The organism is Parabacteroides sp. Y3-G-102 (genome assembly GCF_023656845.1).
Taxonomy (GTDB): Bacteria; Bacteroidota; Bacteroidia; order Bacteroidales; family Tannerellaceae; genus Parabacteroides; species Parabacteroides distasonis.
Genome location: NZ_JAMOKU010000028.1, coordinates 1 through 17,103 on the forward strand (window position 1 = coordinate 1; position 17,103 = coordinate 17,103).

Genomic DNA, 17,103 nt, shown 5'->3' on the forward strand with positions numbered 1-17,103 from the left:
TGTGTCTATGTTATCAGTATGAAGTTAAAAGAAGTGACTACTATATCAGTATTACTTTATAACTACTGTCTACTGATTACGTTTATAAACAAAAAAAGTGTCTAGATAAATCAGGAAAAGACAACTGTTCGTGATTTTCCTCTTTTTCCATCGGGGTGAAAAACTTTTTCCACCGTGATGAAAAAGCTTTTTCACTACGATGGAAATCCTTTTTCATCACGGAGAAAAAAGGGTTACTTGTATTTTTATTACCTTTGTGTCCTTAATTGTTTAGGATGTACATATATAATTCAATACCCCATATAACGAACACGCTAAATCTGGGAAAGGACCTATTGGAGGTCTTATTTGAGAAAAGAAAATCATTACCGTTTCGCTATGATTATGCGTTGGATATTATCGATGAGAATAAATTGAATATCTTGATCGAGCGTGAGGTGATCCGCAGGAACGGCCCTTATATCGAGATGGATGAGCATTATCTCTCTTTCTATGAGCTGCTTCTGGAGGCGAATGAGGAGATTTCTACCTCGGTGATCGATGAGAATATCCAGTTGGTGTATCAATTGATCGATTATTATGGCAAGGAGGATAACGATTTGCGTAAGCTGGGTTATCTGCGATCGGTCAAGGCGCATTTGCGGAAGATCGGGAAGATCTTGGTACGTAACGTGGTGTCCTTGCAACGGGTGATCGATAATACGTTCAAGAACGAGCCGAGCTATAAGGTGAAGATCGCCAAACTGGAGAATCTGGACGCTAAACGAATCGAGATCAACCGCCTGATCGTGGAAGTGGAGAAGCTGCTGGATCGGGAACGGACTCCCTTTTTCGCCCAAGTCCCGGACGAGGAGCTGTTGACGATCGCCCGTGAGTTGAAGACGGAGTTATTGAGCGCCGGCCATAGCTTGATCCATTCCCAACAGGATATCATTGATTACTTGAACCAGATCCGTACGCAGGTGGGTTTTACCCGTAAGCTGCGTCGTATCAAATATCTGCGGGAGCAGTTTGAGTTACAGGAGAACACGAACGTGCGGGAGGTGGTAGACGCGGAGCGTTCCGTGGTATTGGAGGGCGTGCAGCCTACCTTATTCAAGATTTCCATTCCTTATTTGCAAACGGACGAGGCGCTGGATGTCATCTTGAAGGTGGCCGACGGCATGCGGCCGGACAAGGCTATCCACCGGCAGGAGCTGGGCGTGATCTCCGCCGAGCAGATGGAGAATCAAGAAGTGGGGGAGGCTGCTATCAATACCCGGAAGATGATGGATGTTTTTAGCCGGACCGGAGGGGATTTGTTCTCTTTCGTGATGGGCTACGAGTATAACCGGGAGATGGATTTCGAGGCGAAGGTTACGTTATTTTGCCGTTTACTCTCCCTCTATGAAAATGAGTTGGAGATAACAGACCGTTTTGGGCATACGGAGCATATAGAATATGCCATTATTCAAAGAACCTAGTTGTAGAGACGGGGCGTGCCCCCTGTGATGAGACGGGGCACGCCCCGTCTCTACAACTGGATAAAATAAAACAACAATAATAAGATGATAGATAATTTACCGGTACAGACCGCACAGATCTATGATTACCTGTCGAAAGGTAATTTTCTGTGCTCGAATACAAGTGTAAAGGAGTTGAGGACACTCTTCTCGGTCGTAGAAGATAATTTTGAGCGTTTACGTGATTATTTCTCGCATATCAATTTCGTGTTGGAGCAGGGGAATAATTACTTCTACTTCTCCCGCAAGGAGCCCCGGGCTACCTTGGAGCAAAAGCTCCAGCGTTTCTTCGCTTGGATCGATATCATGGACTTCTTCTGTACGTACGATACGGCCTTCGGGCCCGGTTTCACTTTCTCGCCGGCGGAGATATTGGTACGTTCCCGTATCGACATGGATCTAGAGATGAAGCTGGACGGGTTGAAAAAACATACCGGAGGCAAGGAGAAACGCAAGGATATCCTCGATACCATCTTGGACAGGATGACGAAAGAGGGCTTTATCGAGTGCGTAAGCGATATGAACGGGACGTGGAAAGTGCTCTCCTCGTGGGATTACCTCACGAAGATGATCCATAGTATTAACATAAAGAACGAAGATGAGATATCTCAATAAAATAGTATTTATAAACAGCGCCGCTATCCGTTACTCGGAAGTGCAGCTGGATGGAAATATACATTTAATCGGAACGCAGGGAGTGGGGAAGAGTACGATCCTCCGTGCGATCCTTTTCTTTTACAACGCCGATACGCAGCGGCTCGGAATCCCGGTCGAGAAGAAATCGTATCAGGATTATTATTTCCCTTATGCCGATTCCTCGATCATCTACGAGGTAGCGAGGGAGGATGGTTGGTTTACGGTACTTAGCTATAAGACGATGAACCGTATCTGCTACCGCTTTATCGCCTCTCCGTACCGGCCGGATCTTTTTATCGACGAGGAGGGAGCGCCTTATCCGTCGGATCGTATCCGCTCGGTGCTCGATAAGAACGGTATCAAGTATAGCGGGGCGATCTCCACGTATGAGGAATACCGGAATATCCTCTACGGAAACTCGGATAATAAACGGGATTACTCTTGTTATTCCTTGATGGAGAGCGGCTCCTACCAGAATATCATCCGTACGATCCAGAACGTCTTGCTGAATTCACGCTTGGAGGCGGATTATATCAAGCAGACGATCATCACCTCCTTGAACGAGGCGGATAGCGTGATCGACTTGAGCCGTTATCGGAGCCATCTATCCGGTTTTGAGGCGCAACTGAATGATATCGGTGTTTTTCGTGAGCCGGGCATGGCGCGGAAGGCCGCCGGGATCTCCACCTTGTCGGACGATATCCGTAAGCGGGATTTACGGATCAACGATCTGTGCCGCCAATTGCGCGGGGCTTATCTGCAAACGGAGCGTATCTTGCCGGAGTTGTCCCGGAAGATACACGAGCAGGAGGCGGTCAAATCGGATTTCTATAAGCAAAGGGATAAGCTAGACGCTGAATCGAAGAACCGGACAGCCACGATGGAAGGCGAGTTGGCCGTGCTGAAAAACGCCTTGTCGGAGGCGGAAGCGAAACGGGTTTTCTATGCCGGAAAAGATATCCAGACGGCGATGGATCGTTGTAACAAATTGGAGATCTTACAGCAGGAACAGGAATCCTTAGTCGTGGAGAAAGATTTGCTTTCTTCCAAGAATAAAGAAGCCTCGGTCTTGCACGCCAATTTGATCGCTAATCTGAAGAACGAGTTGGCCGGCTTCGAGAACGAGAAACAGAAACAATTACTGGCGGCAGAGACTGAGATCAATGCTCGTCGGGAGGCTCGCCGGGAGTATTATCGACGGCTACGGGAGGAATCGCGCCATGCCGCCTCGGAGGAGAAAGAGCGTTTGTTGGTGGATCGGGAGAAACGTACGACGGAGGTCGCCGCCTTGAAGATGCGTATCAAGACTGCCCGAGGGCAGTCGGGAACCTCGGAGGAATTGGAGGCGGTCAAGGGGCGTCTCGGTAATTACGACGCGAACCGGAAGGACTTGGAGCTGAAGATCCGTGAGCTGAAGTACGAGTTGAACTACCAGACGAAAGAGTTCGAGACCGCCGAGAAGCATTTGGATGAGGATTATCAAAAGCTAGCGGAATCCAACGAGATGAAGATCGAGGCCCTGAGCGCTAAGCTAGTGGAACTGACGGAGTTCTTGGATAACCAGAAAGATAGCTTCTTCAACTGGCTGTCCGAGCATAAACCCGGCTGGGAGCAGACGATCGGGCAAGTGTGTGACGAGCGCCTGCTTTACGGGAAAGAGTTTACGGCGGAGGTAGGCGAGGGAGATACCTTTTATGGAATCCGCTTCACCTCCGGGATTCACCGGAATGTCAAGACTAAGGAGGATTACTTGACGGAGAAGAAGGTGGCCGAGGAAAAACGTGCCGGAATCCAGCGGTTTATCGCTACGGCGCGGCAGGATTTGGAGGCGGCTAAGGAGAATCTTCGCAAGCAATATCAATCCTCGGTGAAGCCCATCAAGGAGGATATCTATCATGCGGAATATGAGTTGGAGCAACTGGCGGTCCGCAAGAAGGAAGACGAGTCTCGTCTGTCGGCCTTGCGGGATCAGGCGACCCGTCTGAGGCAGGAGGAGATCCGGCGCTTGGAGGAGGAGTTGAACGCTGCCGAAGCCGTCCTTTCCTCGATCCAGCAGGAGATCGCCACGCTTCAAGGTAAGATGGACCGGGAACTCGCTTCCTTGGATGAGCAAGAGAAAGATGAGTTGGCTGCTTTGGATAAGGAACTCTCCGTCGCAAGGGAAGCTATCTCGGAGGAGATCGCACGCAAGAAAGCGGAGTTGGAAGAGCGCAAATCCGGATATGACAGGGAGCAATTGGATAGCCTGACCGCCAGTGGTGGCGATCCGAAACGTTTGGAGGAGATCCATTCCCGCTTGGCGTATATCGGTGGGGAGATTAAATATATCAACGAGACCAAGGCATTGATTATCGAGTATCTGAAAGATAAACGAGAGATGCTGGATAAGGTATCCGACTGGACGACGGAGAGCCTGCGCTTGCAGCAGATCATCCACGGGGAACGGGAGGAATTGAAAAAACGTCTGGCGGACGTGAACCGGAGTATCTTCAAGGTAGATGCCGAGTTGAAGGAGCTGAAGGAGGCCAACCGGAAAGCGTTGGAGAACCGGGAGGAATATCACCGCTCTACCCTGTTGGACTGGTTTACCTCTAGGGAATCCATCTTCTCTTCCATGAACCGTACCGATACGGATGGCGATTGCCGTTCCTTGGTACGGGAGATCACGATCCGCATCAGCGAGCAATCCCAGAAACTTTCCGAGCTGCGCAAGGAGATAACCGCCTACACCGGCAATTTCTCCGAGGATAATGTGTTCGCCTTCAAGACGAGCTTCTCGGATGATAAAGAGTATATGGATTTCGCTTGCGACTTGAAGGAGTTTATCGACGAGGATAAGGTCTCGGAATACCAATCGCGTATCAATACCCGCAACTCCGATATCTTCCGGCAGATTACGGCGGACACGAAAAGCATGGTCTCTCAGGAAGGCAATATCCGTGGCGTGGTGGATCAGATCAACGCCGATTTCAAGGAGAAGAACTTCGTGGGGATTATCCAGTGTATCGAGATGCGTATTGATCCGAGCCAGAACAAGATCGTCAATCTGTTGAAGGAGATCAAGCGATTCAACGAGGAATATAGCTGGGATTTGGGGCAGAACCTCTTCGCTTCCTCGGCCGACGATACGGCTACCCGGGAGAAGGCGACGACGTTGCTACGTGAGTTGATCAAGTCGATGGACGCTTATTCCGGCAACTTGATCCGCTTGGCGGACTTCTTCGACCTTAAATTCCGGGTGATCGAGAACCGGAATGATACGGGCTTCGTAGAACGTCTTACGAACGTAGGCTCCGAGGGTACGGATATCTTGGTCAAATCCATGGTGAATATCATGTTGCTGAACGTGTTCAAGCGGAACGCCTCCACGGTATTCTCTGATTTCAAGCTCCATTGCATGATGGATGAGATCGGGAAGCTGCACCCGAACAACGTGGCGGGTATCTTGAAATTTGCCAACGACCGGGATATTCTCTTGATCAATGGTTCGCCGACCGAGCAGGATGCTCTGTCCTATAAGCACATCTATAAACTGGAGAAGGATACGGATAGCTTCACCCGGATTCGCAGGGTGATTACGCAGTTCGATTAGTTACGATCTATGTTAGGGCCTCGGTTGATACGGGTGAGAGACGAGGCTCTCTCATAGGTCATAGATTAGGCTCTCTTATGGGTCATAGACGAGGCTCTCTTATAGGGGTAGGTGTCTCGTCTATGGCCCATAAGAGAGCCTCGTCTATGACTATACCATTGAAAAAATGTTAAAGCCCTGCGATCTCATCCAGCCAAAGCGTAGCCATTGCGTCGCTCGGCATTCGCCAGTCTCCACGTGGGGAGAGGCTGATGGAACCTACTTTCGGGCCGTCCGGCAGGCAACTGCGCTTGAACTGTTGCTGGAAGAAGCGGCGGAAGAAGGTATGGAGCCATTTCTTGAGGGTGGCATCGTCGTAGGTTTCCCCGAATGCCCGCTTCGCCAAGAAATAAATCTTCGCGGGTGAGGCTCCGAAGCGTAAGAAGTGATAGAGGAAGAAATCGTGCAGCTCGTACGGGCCTACCAAATCCTCTGTCTTCTGCTTGATATTCCCATGCTCGTCGGCGGGAATCAATTCCGGGCTGATCGGAGTGTCTACTATATCTAATAACGTGGCGCGGGAAGCCTCGTCTACCTTGTTATTGGCCACCCATTCCACCAGATATTTAACCAATGTCTTGGGAATGCTACCGTTGACGCCGTACATAGACATATGGTCGCCATTGTAAGTAGCCCAGCCCAAGGCAAGCTCCGAGAGGTCTCCCGTACCGATCACAAGGCCGTTCTCTTGGTTTGCTACGTCCATAAGAAGTTGGGTACGCTCGCGGGCTTGGCTGTTCTCGTACGTCACGTCATGTACATGGATGTCGTGATTGATATCCTTGAAGTGTTGGATGCAAGCGTCCTTGATGGAGATCTCCCGGAGGGTCACGCCAAGGGAGCGTATCAAGTCGCAGGCATTGGTATAGGTACGATCCGTCGTTCCGAAGCCGGGCATGGTGATGCCGATGATCTTATCCCGTGGGATCTTCAAGGCATCGAAGGTCATGACGGTGACCAGTAGGGCCAAGGTGGAATCCAGTCCCCCAGATATGCCTACGACGGCGGTTTGGGCGTGGGCGTGGAGGATGCGCTTGGCGAGTCCCGCTACCTGTATATGGAATATTTCCTCGCAACGTTCTTTCAAGGCATCGCCGGAAGGGGTAAAGGGATGCGGGTCGATTGCCCGGGTCAAATCCAGTGTCCGGTTGGGAAGGCTGAATGAGACTACGGTGCCGTTATCCATGTTATGGTTGAGATAACCCTGCATGAAACTGGTGTTGATCCGTCGGTCGTTCTGTAAGTTCTGGATATCGATCTCGCTGATAACGAGTTGCTCCTCCATGGAGAAACGCTCGGATTCCCTTAATAACGTGCCGTTCTCCGCTATGATACCGTTTCCCGCGAATACGAGGTCGGTACTGGATTCTCCGAAACCGGCGGAAGCGTAGACGTATCCGGCGATACAACGTGCGGATTGCTGGCAGATCAAGGATCGTAAGTAAGCATGCTTACCGATCAACTCGTTGCTGGCGGATAGATTGAATATCAAGTTCGCCCCCTGCATGGCTAGCTCGGAGCTGGGAGGGATGGGAACCCAAAGATCCTCGCAGATCTCGATACCCACACGTACCTCATCGTACTCGAAGATCAGGTAGCAATCCAGCGGCACTTCCCGGTTACCGATCGTGATCATGGATTGCTGTAGGTGTGAAGAGGCCGTGAACCAACGCTCTTCTTGGAACTCCTTGTAGCTGGGCAGGTAGCTCTTGGGCACTACCCCCAATATCTCGCCCCGTTGGAAAGCGACGGCGGCGTTTATCAGTTGGCTTCCGCTGACAAGCGGGCAACCTACGATCGTTAGTAAATCCAGATCGGCGGTGTTGTTCACTAAATCCAGCAAGGCTTTCTCGGCGTTTCTGAGTAAGGTCTCTTGCGAGAACAAATCCATGCAAGTATAAGACGTAACCGATAATTCGGGGAAGGCGATGATCTGGACCTCTTTTTGGGACGCTTGGCGCATCAATCCCTCAATCTGTTGAATATTATAAAAGCAGTCAGCCACTTTAACCTGTGGTACGGCTGCCGCTACTTTGACGAATCCGTAATTCATATTTGTTATTGTTTATCTGATAGATGTTCTTAATTTATCGGGGTTTTGACGACAGTCCCACAACAATACGATACGTATGGAACGTTTTCCTTCTTGGGTATATATAAGTTTATGATGTCCCTCGATCAAGGAGCGATATTCCTTGTCTCTATCGGCGAAAGTCTCTTCTATAGTACCAATAAGAGGATTGTTCTTTATCCGGATACAATTCTTCTCCAACTTATCGATAAAGTTGAGAGCAGCTTGTTTTCCAAAATGCTTTAAACAGTAGGCTATGGCTAAATCAGCTTGTCTTTTCGCACGGGGTGCCCAAATTACTTTAGCTTGTTTCTCCATGTCTCAAAGAATTGGTGCATATCATCCTCATTGATGCCTTTACCTTCTTCTAGCTCCTGTTCGGCTATATCTATTTCCCTATTGGCTTCTTTCAAACTGAATGAAATGGGAGATGTTGCATTCGCCTTGGACATAATTCGTTTCATATATTTCTCGATCTTTAGGACCGTTTCCATATCGTCTATTTTATTGAGATACCTCTCGATAAAGCTTTCTCTCCATTGTTGTAACTCTATTGTCGTCATATCAATTTCCCTCCTATATATTTATGCCCCAAAGGTATGTATTTTGTATGGGATAAAAAAGAAGGAGAGGCATACTTCGCAGCATCCTCCCCTTGTAAACACAAAACAATCAACAAAAAACTACTGTCTGAATAAGACTATCTGATGAATAAAAGCTCACGGTGTTTCGGCAAGGTCCATATCTGGTCATCGACAACCAGTTCCAACTTGTCGATATGGTAACGGATGGCTTCCATCATCGGGACGATCCGGTCGTGGTAAGCGATCGCCTTCTCCCGCTCGCTCTCTATCTTGTTGGCTATCTTGCGGGCGTTGACCATCTCGTCCACTTTTTCCTTGATGAAGATCGTGCGGTTCGCTATATCCTCGATGATCTCCATGTTCTTGGAGGATAGATGGGCGGCTTTATCTGCGGGGAATAATTCACGCATCTTATATACGTTGTCGATCAAGGAAGACTGGTATTTGGTGGCCATCGGGATGATATGGTTCATTGTCAGGTCGCCTAATACACGGGCCTCGATCTGGATCTTCTTCGTGTACATCTCCCATTTGACCTCGTTGCGAGCTTCCAGCTCCTTACGGGTCATGACTCCCGTGGACTCGAACATGCGGACGCTGCTATCTTTCAAATAAGCGTCGAAGATCAAAGGCACGCTGGTCTCGCAATCCAAGCCCCGGCGTGCGGCCTCGGCCTTCCATTCCTCGCTGTAGCCATTGCCGTCGAAATGGATCGCCTTGCATTCCTTGATATCCTTGCGGATTACCTCGATGATAGCGGCGAACTTATCCTTTCCGGTGGCTATCTTAGCGTCTACCTCGGCCTTGAACTGCCTCAACTGATCCGCTACGGCGGCGTTCAATACCAGCATGGCGGCGGCGCAGTTCGCGGAGGAACCTACGGCACGGAACTCGAAACGATTACCGGTGAAGGCGAAAGGGGAGGTACGGTTACGATCCGTGTTATCGATCAATAACTCGGGGATACGGGCGATATCGAGTTTCATGCCTTGCTTTCCCGCTAGGTTGAAATCTTCCGTATCGCTGTTCTCCAGATGTTCCAAAACCTTGGACAACTGTGTCCCTAAGAAGCTGGAGATGATCGCTGGGGGAGCCTCGTTCGCTCCCAGACGATGGGCGTTGGTCGCACTGGAGATGCTGGCCTTCAGCAATGCGTTATGGGTGTACACGGCTTTCAGTACGTTGACCACGAAGGTCACGAAGCGCAGGTTGTCTTCCGGCGTCTTACCCGGTCCCATCAAAAGGATTCCGGTATCGGTTCCCAGCGACCAGTTATTGTGCTTGCCGGAACCGTTGACACCTTTGAACGGTTTCTCGTGCAACAGGACACGGAACCCATGTTTGCGGGAGATCTTGCGCATTAGGGCCATGATCAGTAAGTTATGGTCATTGGCGAGGTTGCATTCCTCGAAGATGGGAGCTAGCTCGAATTGGTTCGGGGCGACCTCGTTATGGCGGGTCTTTACGGGAATGCCGAGCCTCAATGCCTCTACCTCGAGGTCTTTCATGAATTCCATGACACGGGTGGGGATGGCGCCGAAGTAATGATCCTCCAACTGCTGGTTCTTGGAGCTTTCATGTCCCATCAAGGTTCGGCCGGTCATCAACAGATCGGGACGTGCGGCGTACAGGCCCTCGTCTACTAGGAAGTATTCCTGTTCCCAGCCGAGGTAGGCGTATACTTTCTTCACGTCCGGGTTGAAATAGTGACAGACATCGACTGCCGCTTTGTTTACGGCTTCCAAGGCTTTCAGTAGGGGGGCTTTGTAGTCGAGGGATTCGCCCGTGTAAGCGATGAAGATCGTCGGGATGCACAGGGTGTCGCCTACGATAAAAGCGGGGGAGGAAGGGTCCCAAGCCGAGTAGCCACGGGCCTCGAACGTATTGCGGATACCGCCGTTCGGGAAACTGGAGGCGTCCGGCTCTTGCTGGATCAGTAGTTTGCCCTCGAATTCCTCAAGTACGCCGCCTTTGCCATCATGTTCAATGAAAGCGTCGTGCTTCTCGGCGGTACCTTCCGTCAAGGGATGGAACCAGTGGGTGTAGTGGGTAGCGCCTTTTTCCATCGCCCATTTCTTCATGCCGGAGGCCACGGCGTTCGCTGTCTCACGGTCTAGCGGGGTACCGTTGTCGATGGAGTCCACCAGTCTCTCGTATGCTTTCTCTGGAAGATATTTGAACATCTTCTCACGGTTGAATACCAATTCTCCGTAATACTCGGAAGGTCTCTCGGCGGGAGTGGTTAGCTCGGTCGCTTTCTTCTCGAACGCCGATTCTACGACTCTAAATCTTAACTTTGACATAATACCTGATGATTATTGTTGTTTATAGTAAATGACTTATCTTAGCCACTTCCTCAGCCTAGCCATGGCCTCTAGGGTGTCATCCCTATCGCCGAAAGCGGTGAGGCGTAGATAACCTTCCCCGCTCGGTCCGAATCCCACTCCGGGGGTTCCGACTATCTTGACTTCATAAAGCAGTTTGTCAAAGAATTTCCATGAGGAGAGGCTGTCCGGGGTCTTTAGCCAGAGGTATGGGGCGTTATCGCCTCCGTACACCGTGAGACCGCAGTTTTGCAGACCCTCTTTCATGATCTTCGCATTGGTCATATAATAATTGATAGTAGCTGTTACTTGCTGTTTCCCGGCGGTGGAATAAACCGCTTCCGCACCCCGTTGGGTTATGTAACTGGTTCCGTTGAATTTCGTGCATTGGCGACGGTTCCATAATTTGTTCAACTGTACCCGTTGCCCGTCCAGCGTGAAGGCGTTCAGCTCCTTCGGTACAACCGTGTATCCGCAACGTATTCCCGTGAATCCGGCGGTTTTAGAGAAGCTCCGGAATTCGATGGCTACCTTCTTCGCTCCTTTGATCTCGTAGATAGAGTGGGGAATATTTGGGTCCTGTATATAAGCCTCGTAAGCGGAGTCGTACATGATAAGCACGTCGTTGGCGAGGGCATAGTTTACCCATTTCTTCAATTCGTCCTTAGTCAAGGTCGTTCCGGTCGGGTTATTGGGATAGCAGAGGTAAAGGATGTCCACCCTGCGACTGGGCAGATCCGGTACGAAGTTGTTTTCCGCCGTGCAAGGGATGTATACGACATCGCTCCATTTCCCGTTTTCCAATACCCCGGTGCGTCCGCTCATTACGTTCGAGTCGATGTAGACCGGATATACGGGGTCTGTCACCCCGATACTATTGTCGTGGCGGAGCATGTCACCTATATTTCCACAATCGCTTTTCGCCCCGTCGCTGATGAATACCTCGCTCGGTTCGATAAAGACTCCCCGGCTGGCATAATCGTTCTTGATGATAGCGTCGATTAGGAAAGGATATCCCTGCTCGGGGCCATATCCGTGGAATGTATCCTTGCTCGCCATTTCTTCCACGGCTTTATGCATCGCCTCAATAACGGCGGGGGCAAGTGGTTGCGTAACATCACCAATACCCATTCGAATGATCTTATCCTTGGGATGGGTAACCTTGAAGCTGTTTACCTTTTTCGCGATGTCGGAGAAAAGGTAATTGTTCTGTAATTTCAGGAAATGTTCATTAATTAGTGCCATACTCAGTTCTTTTGTTTTTATGTTGTTGTTTTTGTTGTTTTGTCTTGTTCCCCATGTCAGACTTTGATGAATCCCTCGAACACGTTGACCGCTCCGCCGGTCATAAAGACCTTACCGCTCCGCTCGTCCCACTCGATGGTTAAAGGGCCCCCATCCATGATGACCTTCGTCTTTCGCTTTGTCTTCCCACGTACGACCCCGGCCACGGCGGTGGCGCAAGCTCCGGTTCCGCAGGCTTGTGTGATGCCGGAACCTCGTTCCCACACCCTCATCCGTACCTCGTCCGGTTTTAGCACCTGCACGAACTCCACGTTTGTCCGGTCCGGAAAAAGCGGGAGGCATTCCAGTAACGGGCCTACGCTTGCCAGATCGACCTTGTCCATCTCGTCCACGAAGATAACCAAATGAGGATTTCCCATGGAGATGACGGTGCCGGTGTAAATTTCTCCTCCGGCCTCAACTATCAAGGCGATTTCACCTACGGCAGGCTTTCCCATATCTACCGTGACCTCGGTGACCTCTTCACGCTCTATTTTCAATTGTAGCTCTTTGATACCTGATAAGGTCTCTAAGGTAACCTTGTTCTTTTGCGTTAGGCCGGCCTCATAGACATATTTGCCAATACATCTGGATGCGTTTCCGCACATCATCGCCTCGGAGCCGTCCGCATTATAGATATGCATGCTGAAATCTGCGATGTCTGAAGAACCTATCAAGACCAAACCATCAGATCCTATGCCTGTGTGCGGCTTGCTCCATGCGATAGATAATTCCTCGGGGTTGTCTATCGGATAGACCATCGTGTTTACATAGATGTAATCATTTCCGGCACCGTGCATCTTTGTGAATCTGATTGATTTTGTCATTTTGATGATATTATTCTTTATATTATTTCTTTTTGTTTTATTGTAATGCAAATATATAACGTTTTGATAAGTATATAACAGGTGAGAGGCTCGAATGTTTTATAAATATGAGGTTTGTAATAGATTGAAGTTATAATATATGCTTTTAGTTATAAATGATAATTAGAAGTGTGCGTTTTGGTTTTATATCGTAATATATGCTTTGTGAATATGGGTTGCTGTAACTGTAAGTAAAAAAGCTATATATCTATCTATTTGCTTAAAATAAGTCTGTTTGTCTGACGAGCCTCTTTTTCAAGAAGCCTTAACTAGGGATAGATAATGGGTGAAAATACGTATTTAACCACTGATTTCTACGTAAAAGGTCATGTTTTGTTACGCGAAAGGTTGCGTTGGGCGACGCAAGTAGTGGCGTTAGCCAACGCAATAGGTCACGTAAGGCGATACATATAGTCGCGTCGGGCGATACAACCGTATGAAATGCGTCTTTTATCCGTATAAAAAACATGTTTTGACCCGTATAAATGTGAACTAGCATGAATTATTTTTCTAGAACAAAAGGTCGTATTTGGCTAATATATTACTAAACAATCATTTGCTAATATTTTTTCTCATATTTAGGGACGATAAGTACATCAGGCCAGAAAAATCAACTCTCCGGGAGTTTGGTTTACAAATTGACAAAAAGAAAGGAGCTACTCGGTTTTGTTTCCGGATAGCTCCTTTTATCAGATTAACTAATTATCTAGATAATTTATTTTACGAACTTAACAGTTGTCTTATGAGCAGATCTCAAGAGCTTAGACTGATCGATTGAGATCATATAAATACCGTTCGGCATATTCGGAGTGCTGATGTATTGCTCATCGCTAGTGATGATACCCGTAGAAACAACTTTACCTACCATATTAACGATTACATAATTACCCTTACCATTCTTTACATAAAGACCGCTAGCGGTTGTAGATACCGTAACCTCTTGAACCTCGTCACTGATAGTCTCGTTATCGGTGATGATACCCATAGCGTCAGATTTTACGTACATTGTAGCGACAGCTTTATCGTATCCAACTGGTGTGAAATCAGCTACTACCTTGTCACCCTTTAACGGAAGATTGATAGCGATATCCATGCCTTCGGTCAATTGTCCGTCTGTATCATTAGGAGTTTGTATCTTAACCGCAACATTCATAGCGGGAGCTGTCACTGATCCTCCCATTGCTGTAGTTACGTCAGCTTTTAATAGAGTGATCGTTTCTGCGGCTGCTACTTGACCATCCCCATTCATGTCGGAAGTCTTTGTTACAACCATGCTGTATGGATTAGTCGTTCCTGTTGCAGCTAACTCTGCGATAGCACGAGTAATAGTTTCGGCTACGATTGCTTTTGCTTCGGTTGCATTCGTACGATTAGTCATTGTTATCGTTTCAGTTGCAGACCATTTCCATTCTGTCGCATTTAAAGTTTTTGTGGAATCTTGTGAGGTAATCACAAAATTCTGGCCTTTTTGCTCCATCTTAGTAGCTAGCTTACGATAACCTTCTTTTTGTCCATTCTTGTAGGATGTCAAGAGAATTGAATCGGGAGACATTTTACCAGTAGCGGCCGCTTTAAGATTCAGATAAACTTGGGCATCACCCATCGGTACTTGTACAGTAGAGCTAGTTGTAGGTACAGCATATAATGATGCCTCAACTAAACCTTTGGCCTGTTGGGTCATATTGGTTTTGATAAGGAAGTTTGGGATGGTAGTTTTTTCCTCTTCGTCTTTTTCCAAAAGAGCGATCACACTACGTAAGGATTCGCCTATCGTTACGTTGTAATCGAACATACCAGCATTAGTCGCTTTTTCTTTTAAAGAGAATAACTCTCCACCTTTAATTCCCATTACTCCGGCTAACTCGGACAATCCGCCTAAATCTAACTTAGCTGTGAATGAATCAAATGGTAAAAGTCCTGTTTGCTTTCCTAGTTCAAAGTTTAAAGAAACAGTGGAGCCGAGAATTGTTGTTGAAATAGTTTTAGGTAAGTTGAGTTCTATTGGTAATCCATTAGTTGATGAAAGATTTGCTGTGTAATAATTAGACATTTTTAATGTGATCTGACTGAACATAGCGGGAATATCTTTACTTATTTCACTCAGATTTACTTTCATACTATCTGGTTGAACTGTAATAGGATTTGCGATAAGCGTCTCTGCTCGTAATGTGCTGGCTGTCCCAAAAACAGGAGAACTTAATACATTCTCAATGTTGGGCTTTGCCAATTCTATGATATCGATTCCGCTTACTTGTTTTACCTGTTCAAACATAGCGGGCACAATAGCTTCTATAACTGCAGCTTTTTCCTTATCCGTAAGTTTTTGTTGTTGTGCCATCACTGGGGTGGTAGCCATGAATGTAGCGGCTGCCAAACTAATGCATGTAAAGATTTTCTTCATATAAATTTGTTTTAAAGTGTTTTATGACTCTAGCTGGCAAAGTTATTATAAAAATTAAATGCACCAGCGTTTATTATTCATAAAAGTTGGTGCATTTTGCTACTAAAGAAAAGAAATATTCGTCAATAAGCGGATTCATGTACGTCTTTTATGGCCCTGCCGCTTGGCTCGTTCATGTTTTTGAAAGCCGAGTCCCAAGCTAAAGCCTCTGCGGTAGAACACGCTACGCTAGGAATGGAAGGTACGCTTCTCGCCGCGCTTTCGCTGGGGAAATGCTCTTCAAAGATGGAGCGGTAATAATACTCTTCCTTGTTTTGGGGTGGATTGATTGGGAATCGTTTGGCGGCATTCGCCATCTCTTCATCAGTGACCGACTCGGAGGTTATTTTCTTTAATGTATCGATCCAGCCATAGCCTACCCCATCCGAGAATTGCTCTTTTTGACGCCAAGCGATCTCCTTGGGCAAACTGTCGGAAAATGCTTCTCGGAGTATCTTCTTCTCGATGGTCGTACCCGGGCACATCTTTGCCACCGGATTCAGACGCATGGCCACATCAAGAAACTCTTTATCCAAGAACGGCACTCGTCCTTCTACGCCCCATGCGCAAAGGCTTTTGTTCGCGCGCAAGCAATCATATAAATACAGTTTGCTTAATTTACGCAGGGTCTCTTCATGGAAAGCCTGTGCGTTCGGGGCCTTATGGAAATATAAATATCCCCCGAATACCTCGTCCGCACCCTCGCCGCTTAGTACCATCTTGATACCCATGCTCCGGATCACACGGGCCAGTAAATACATGGGGGTGGAGGCTCGGACGGTAGTGACATCATAGGTCTCGATATGATAAATGACATCTCGTAAAGCGTCCAATCCTTCTTGTATCGTATAATGGATCTCATGATGAACCGTACCGATCGCATCCGCTACTTTACGGGCGGCGAGCAAGTCCGGGGCATCTTTCAATCCGATGGCGAACGAGTGGAGTTGAGGCCACCATGCGTCCGCTTTCCCATTGGTCTCGATGCGTTTCGCCGCGTATTTCTTGGCGATAGCGGAGGTGATGGAGGAATCCAGACCTCCGGATAGAAGGACGCCATAAGGGACATCGCTCATCAGTTGGCGTTTGACGGCGGCTTCCAGCGCATCGTGAAGTTGTTGTACGTCGGTAGGATTATCTTTCACGTTGGCATAATCCATCCAGTCACGGGTGTACCATCTCGTGAGTTTACGGTCTTCGCTATAGAAATAATGACCGGGGAGGAACGGCTCGTAATGAGTGGCGAAGCCTTCAAGTCCTTTTAACTCAGAAGATACCATCAAGTGTCCCTCGTCATCGTATCCGATGTAGAGCGGGATCACGCCGATCGGGTCACGGGCGATCAAGTAAACCTCTTTCTCCTCGTCATAGAGAGCGAAGGCGAAAATACCATTGAGATCCTCGATGAAATCAATCCCTTTCTTCTTGTATAAGGCGAGGATCACCTCGCAATCGGAGCCGGTTTGGAACTCGTAATCGCCTTTTAACCGTTCTCGTAATTCCTGATGGTTGTAGATCTCTCCGTTGACGCAGAGGATGAGTTTCCCATCGGGGCTGACTAAAGGCTGCCCTCCGGAGGCAGGGTCTACGATGGAAAGGCGTTCATGGGCCAAGATAGCGGTTTTGCCTTGGTAGATACCACTCCAGTCCGGCCCCCGGTGACGGATTCGTTTACTCATTAATAACGCTTGTTTACGCAGGGCTTGCGCTCCGTCGTGTATATTGAATATCGCTGTTATACCACACATGATCATTAAAAATTGAA

11 protein-coding genes are annotated in these 17,103 nt (G+C 48.2%); 3 read left to right on the plus strand and 8 right to left on the minus strand.

The window, feature by feature from the left end:
- Positions 1-275: 275 nt before the first annotated feature.
- From NBH16_RS14485 to NBH16_RS14495, 3 genes are all read left to right on the plus strand, one after another.
- Positions 276-1,463, plus strand: coding sequence for a hypothetical protein (locus NBH16_RS14485; RefSeq protein ID WP_048928060.1), 1,188 nt, complete (start codon positions 276-278; stop codon positions 1,461-1,463).
- Between the two features lie 84 nt (positions 1,464-1,547).
- Positions 1,548-2,117: a condensin complex protein MksE gene (locus tag NBH16_RS14490; RefSeq protein WP_005866029.1), complete on the plus strand. Its 570-nt coding sequence runs from the start codon at positions 1,548-1,550 to the stop codon at positions 2,115-2,117.
- Positions 2,101-5,730 carry an ATP-binding protein gene (locus NBH16_RS14495; RefSeq protein WP_250788788.1) on the plus strand — a complete coding sequence of 1,210 codons (3,630 nt, stop codon included), beginning with the start codon at positions 2,101-2,103 and terminating at the stop codon, positions 5,728-5,730. Before NBH16_RS14490 ends, NBH16_RS14495 begins: the two co-directional genes overlap by 17 nt.
- A 169-nt stretch (positions 5,731-5,899) precedes the next feature.
- Here the strand turns inward: NBH16_RS14495 and NBH16_RS14500 are convergent, their stop codons facing one another.
- From NBH16_RS14500 to asnB, 8 genes are all read right to left on the minus strand, one after another.
- Positions 5,900-7,822 (minus strand): NAD(+) synthase, encoded by a 1,923-nt coding sequence (locus NBH16_RS14500; RefSeq protein WP_250788789.1) that lies wholly within the window; start codon positions 7,820-7,822, stop codon positions 5,900-5,902.
- A 12-nt stretch (positions 7,823-7,834) separates the two neighbouring features.
- Complete coding sequence (locus NBH16_RS14505; protein WP_008774025.1) at positions 7,835-8,158, minus strand: type II toxin-antitoxin system RelE/ParE family toxin; 324 nt, start codon at positions 8,156-8,158, stop codon at positions 7,835-7,837.
- Positions 8,137-8,334, minus strand: coding sequence for a hypothetical protein (locus NBH16_RS14510; protein ID WP_250788791.1), 198 nt, complete (start codon positions 8,332-8,334; stop codon positions 8,137-8,139). The genes NBH16_RS14505 and NBH16_RS14510 overlap by 22 nt, the downstream gene beginning before the upstream one ends.
- Before the next feature lie 206 nt (positions 8,335-8,540).
- On the minus strand, positions 8,541-10,727 hold the full coding sequence (locus tag NBH16_RS14515) for a glutamine synthetase III family protein (protein WP_250788792.1): 2,187 nt from the start codon (positions 10,725-10,727) through the stop codon (positions 8,541-8,543).
- Between the two features lie 36 nt (positions 10,728-10,763).
- The gene (locus NBH16_RS14520) at positions 10,764-11,993 is read right to left on the minus strand and encodes an LL-diaminopimelate aminotransferase (protein ID WP_048928064.1); all 1,230 of its coding nucleotides are present in this window, start codon (positions 11,991-11,993) and stop codon (positions 10,764-10,766) included.
- A 56-nt stretch (positions 11,994-12,049) separates the two neighbouring features.
- Positions 12,050-12,859 (minus strand): diaminopimelate epimerase, encoded by an 810-nt coding sequence (gene dapF, locus NBH16_RS14525; protein WP_250788793.1) that lies wholly within the window; start codon positions 12,857-12,859, stop codon positions 12,050-12,052.
- Between the two features lie 754 nt (positions 12,860-13,613).
- On the minus strand, positions 13,614-15,299 hold the full coding sequence (locus tag NBH16_RS14530; protein ID WP_250788794.1) for a DUF6383 domain-containing protein: 1,686 nt from the start codon (positions 15,297-15,299) through the stop codon (positions 13,614-13,616).
- A gap of 122 nt (positions 15,300-15,421) precedes the next feature.
- Complete coding sequence (gene asnB, locus NBH16_RS14535) at positions 15,422-17,086, minus strand: asparagine synthase B (RefSeq protein WP_250788795.1); 1,665 nt, start codon at positions 17,084-17,086, stop codon at positions 15,422-15,424.
- Positions 17,087-17,103: the final 17 nt, after the last annotated feature.

Coding starts and splice junctions, on each gene's coding strand:
- NBH16_RS14485 (WP_048928060.1), top strand. CDS start 276: ATGTACATATATAATTCAATACCCCATATAACGAACACGCTAAATCTG.
- NBH16_RS14490 (WP_005866029.1), top strand. CDS start 1,548: ATGATAGATAATTTACCGGTACAGACCGCACAGATCTATGATTACCTG.
- NBH16_RS14495 (WP_250788788.1), top strand. CDS start 2,101: ATGAGATATCTCAATAAAATAGTATTTATAAACAGCGCCGCTATCCGT.
- NBH16_RS14500 (WP_250788789.1), bottom strand. CDS start 7,822: ATGAATTACGGATTCGTCAAAGTAGCGGCAGCCGTACCACAGGTTAAA.
- NBH16_RS14505 (WP_008774025.1), bottom strand. CDS start 8,158: ATGGAGAAACAAGCTAAAGTAATTTGGGCACCCCGTGCGAAAAGACAA.
- NBH16_RS14510 (WP_250788791.1), bottom strand. CDS start 8,334: ATGGAAACGGTCCTAAAGATCGAGAAATATATGAAACGAATTATGTCC.
- NBH16_RS14515 (WP_250788792.1), bottom strand. CDS start 10,727: ATGTCAAAGTTAAGATTTAGAGTCGTAGAATCGGCGTTCGAGAAGAAA.
- NBH16_RS14520 (WP_048928064.1), bottom strand. CDS start 11,993: ATGGCACTAATTAATGAACATTTCCTGAAATTACAGAACAATTACCTT.
- dapF (WP_250788793.1), bottom strand. CDS start 12,859: ATGACAAAATCAATCAGATTCACAAAGATGCACGGTGCCGGAAATGAT.
- NBH16_RS14530 (WP_250788794.1), bottom strand. CDS start 15,299: ATGAAGAAAATCTTTACATGCATTAGTTTGGCAGCCGCTACATTCATG.
- asnB (WP_250788795.1), bottom strand. CDS start 17,086: ATGTGTGGTATAACAGCGATATTCAATATACACGACGGAGCGCAAGCC.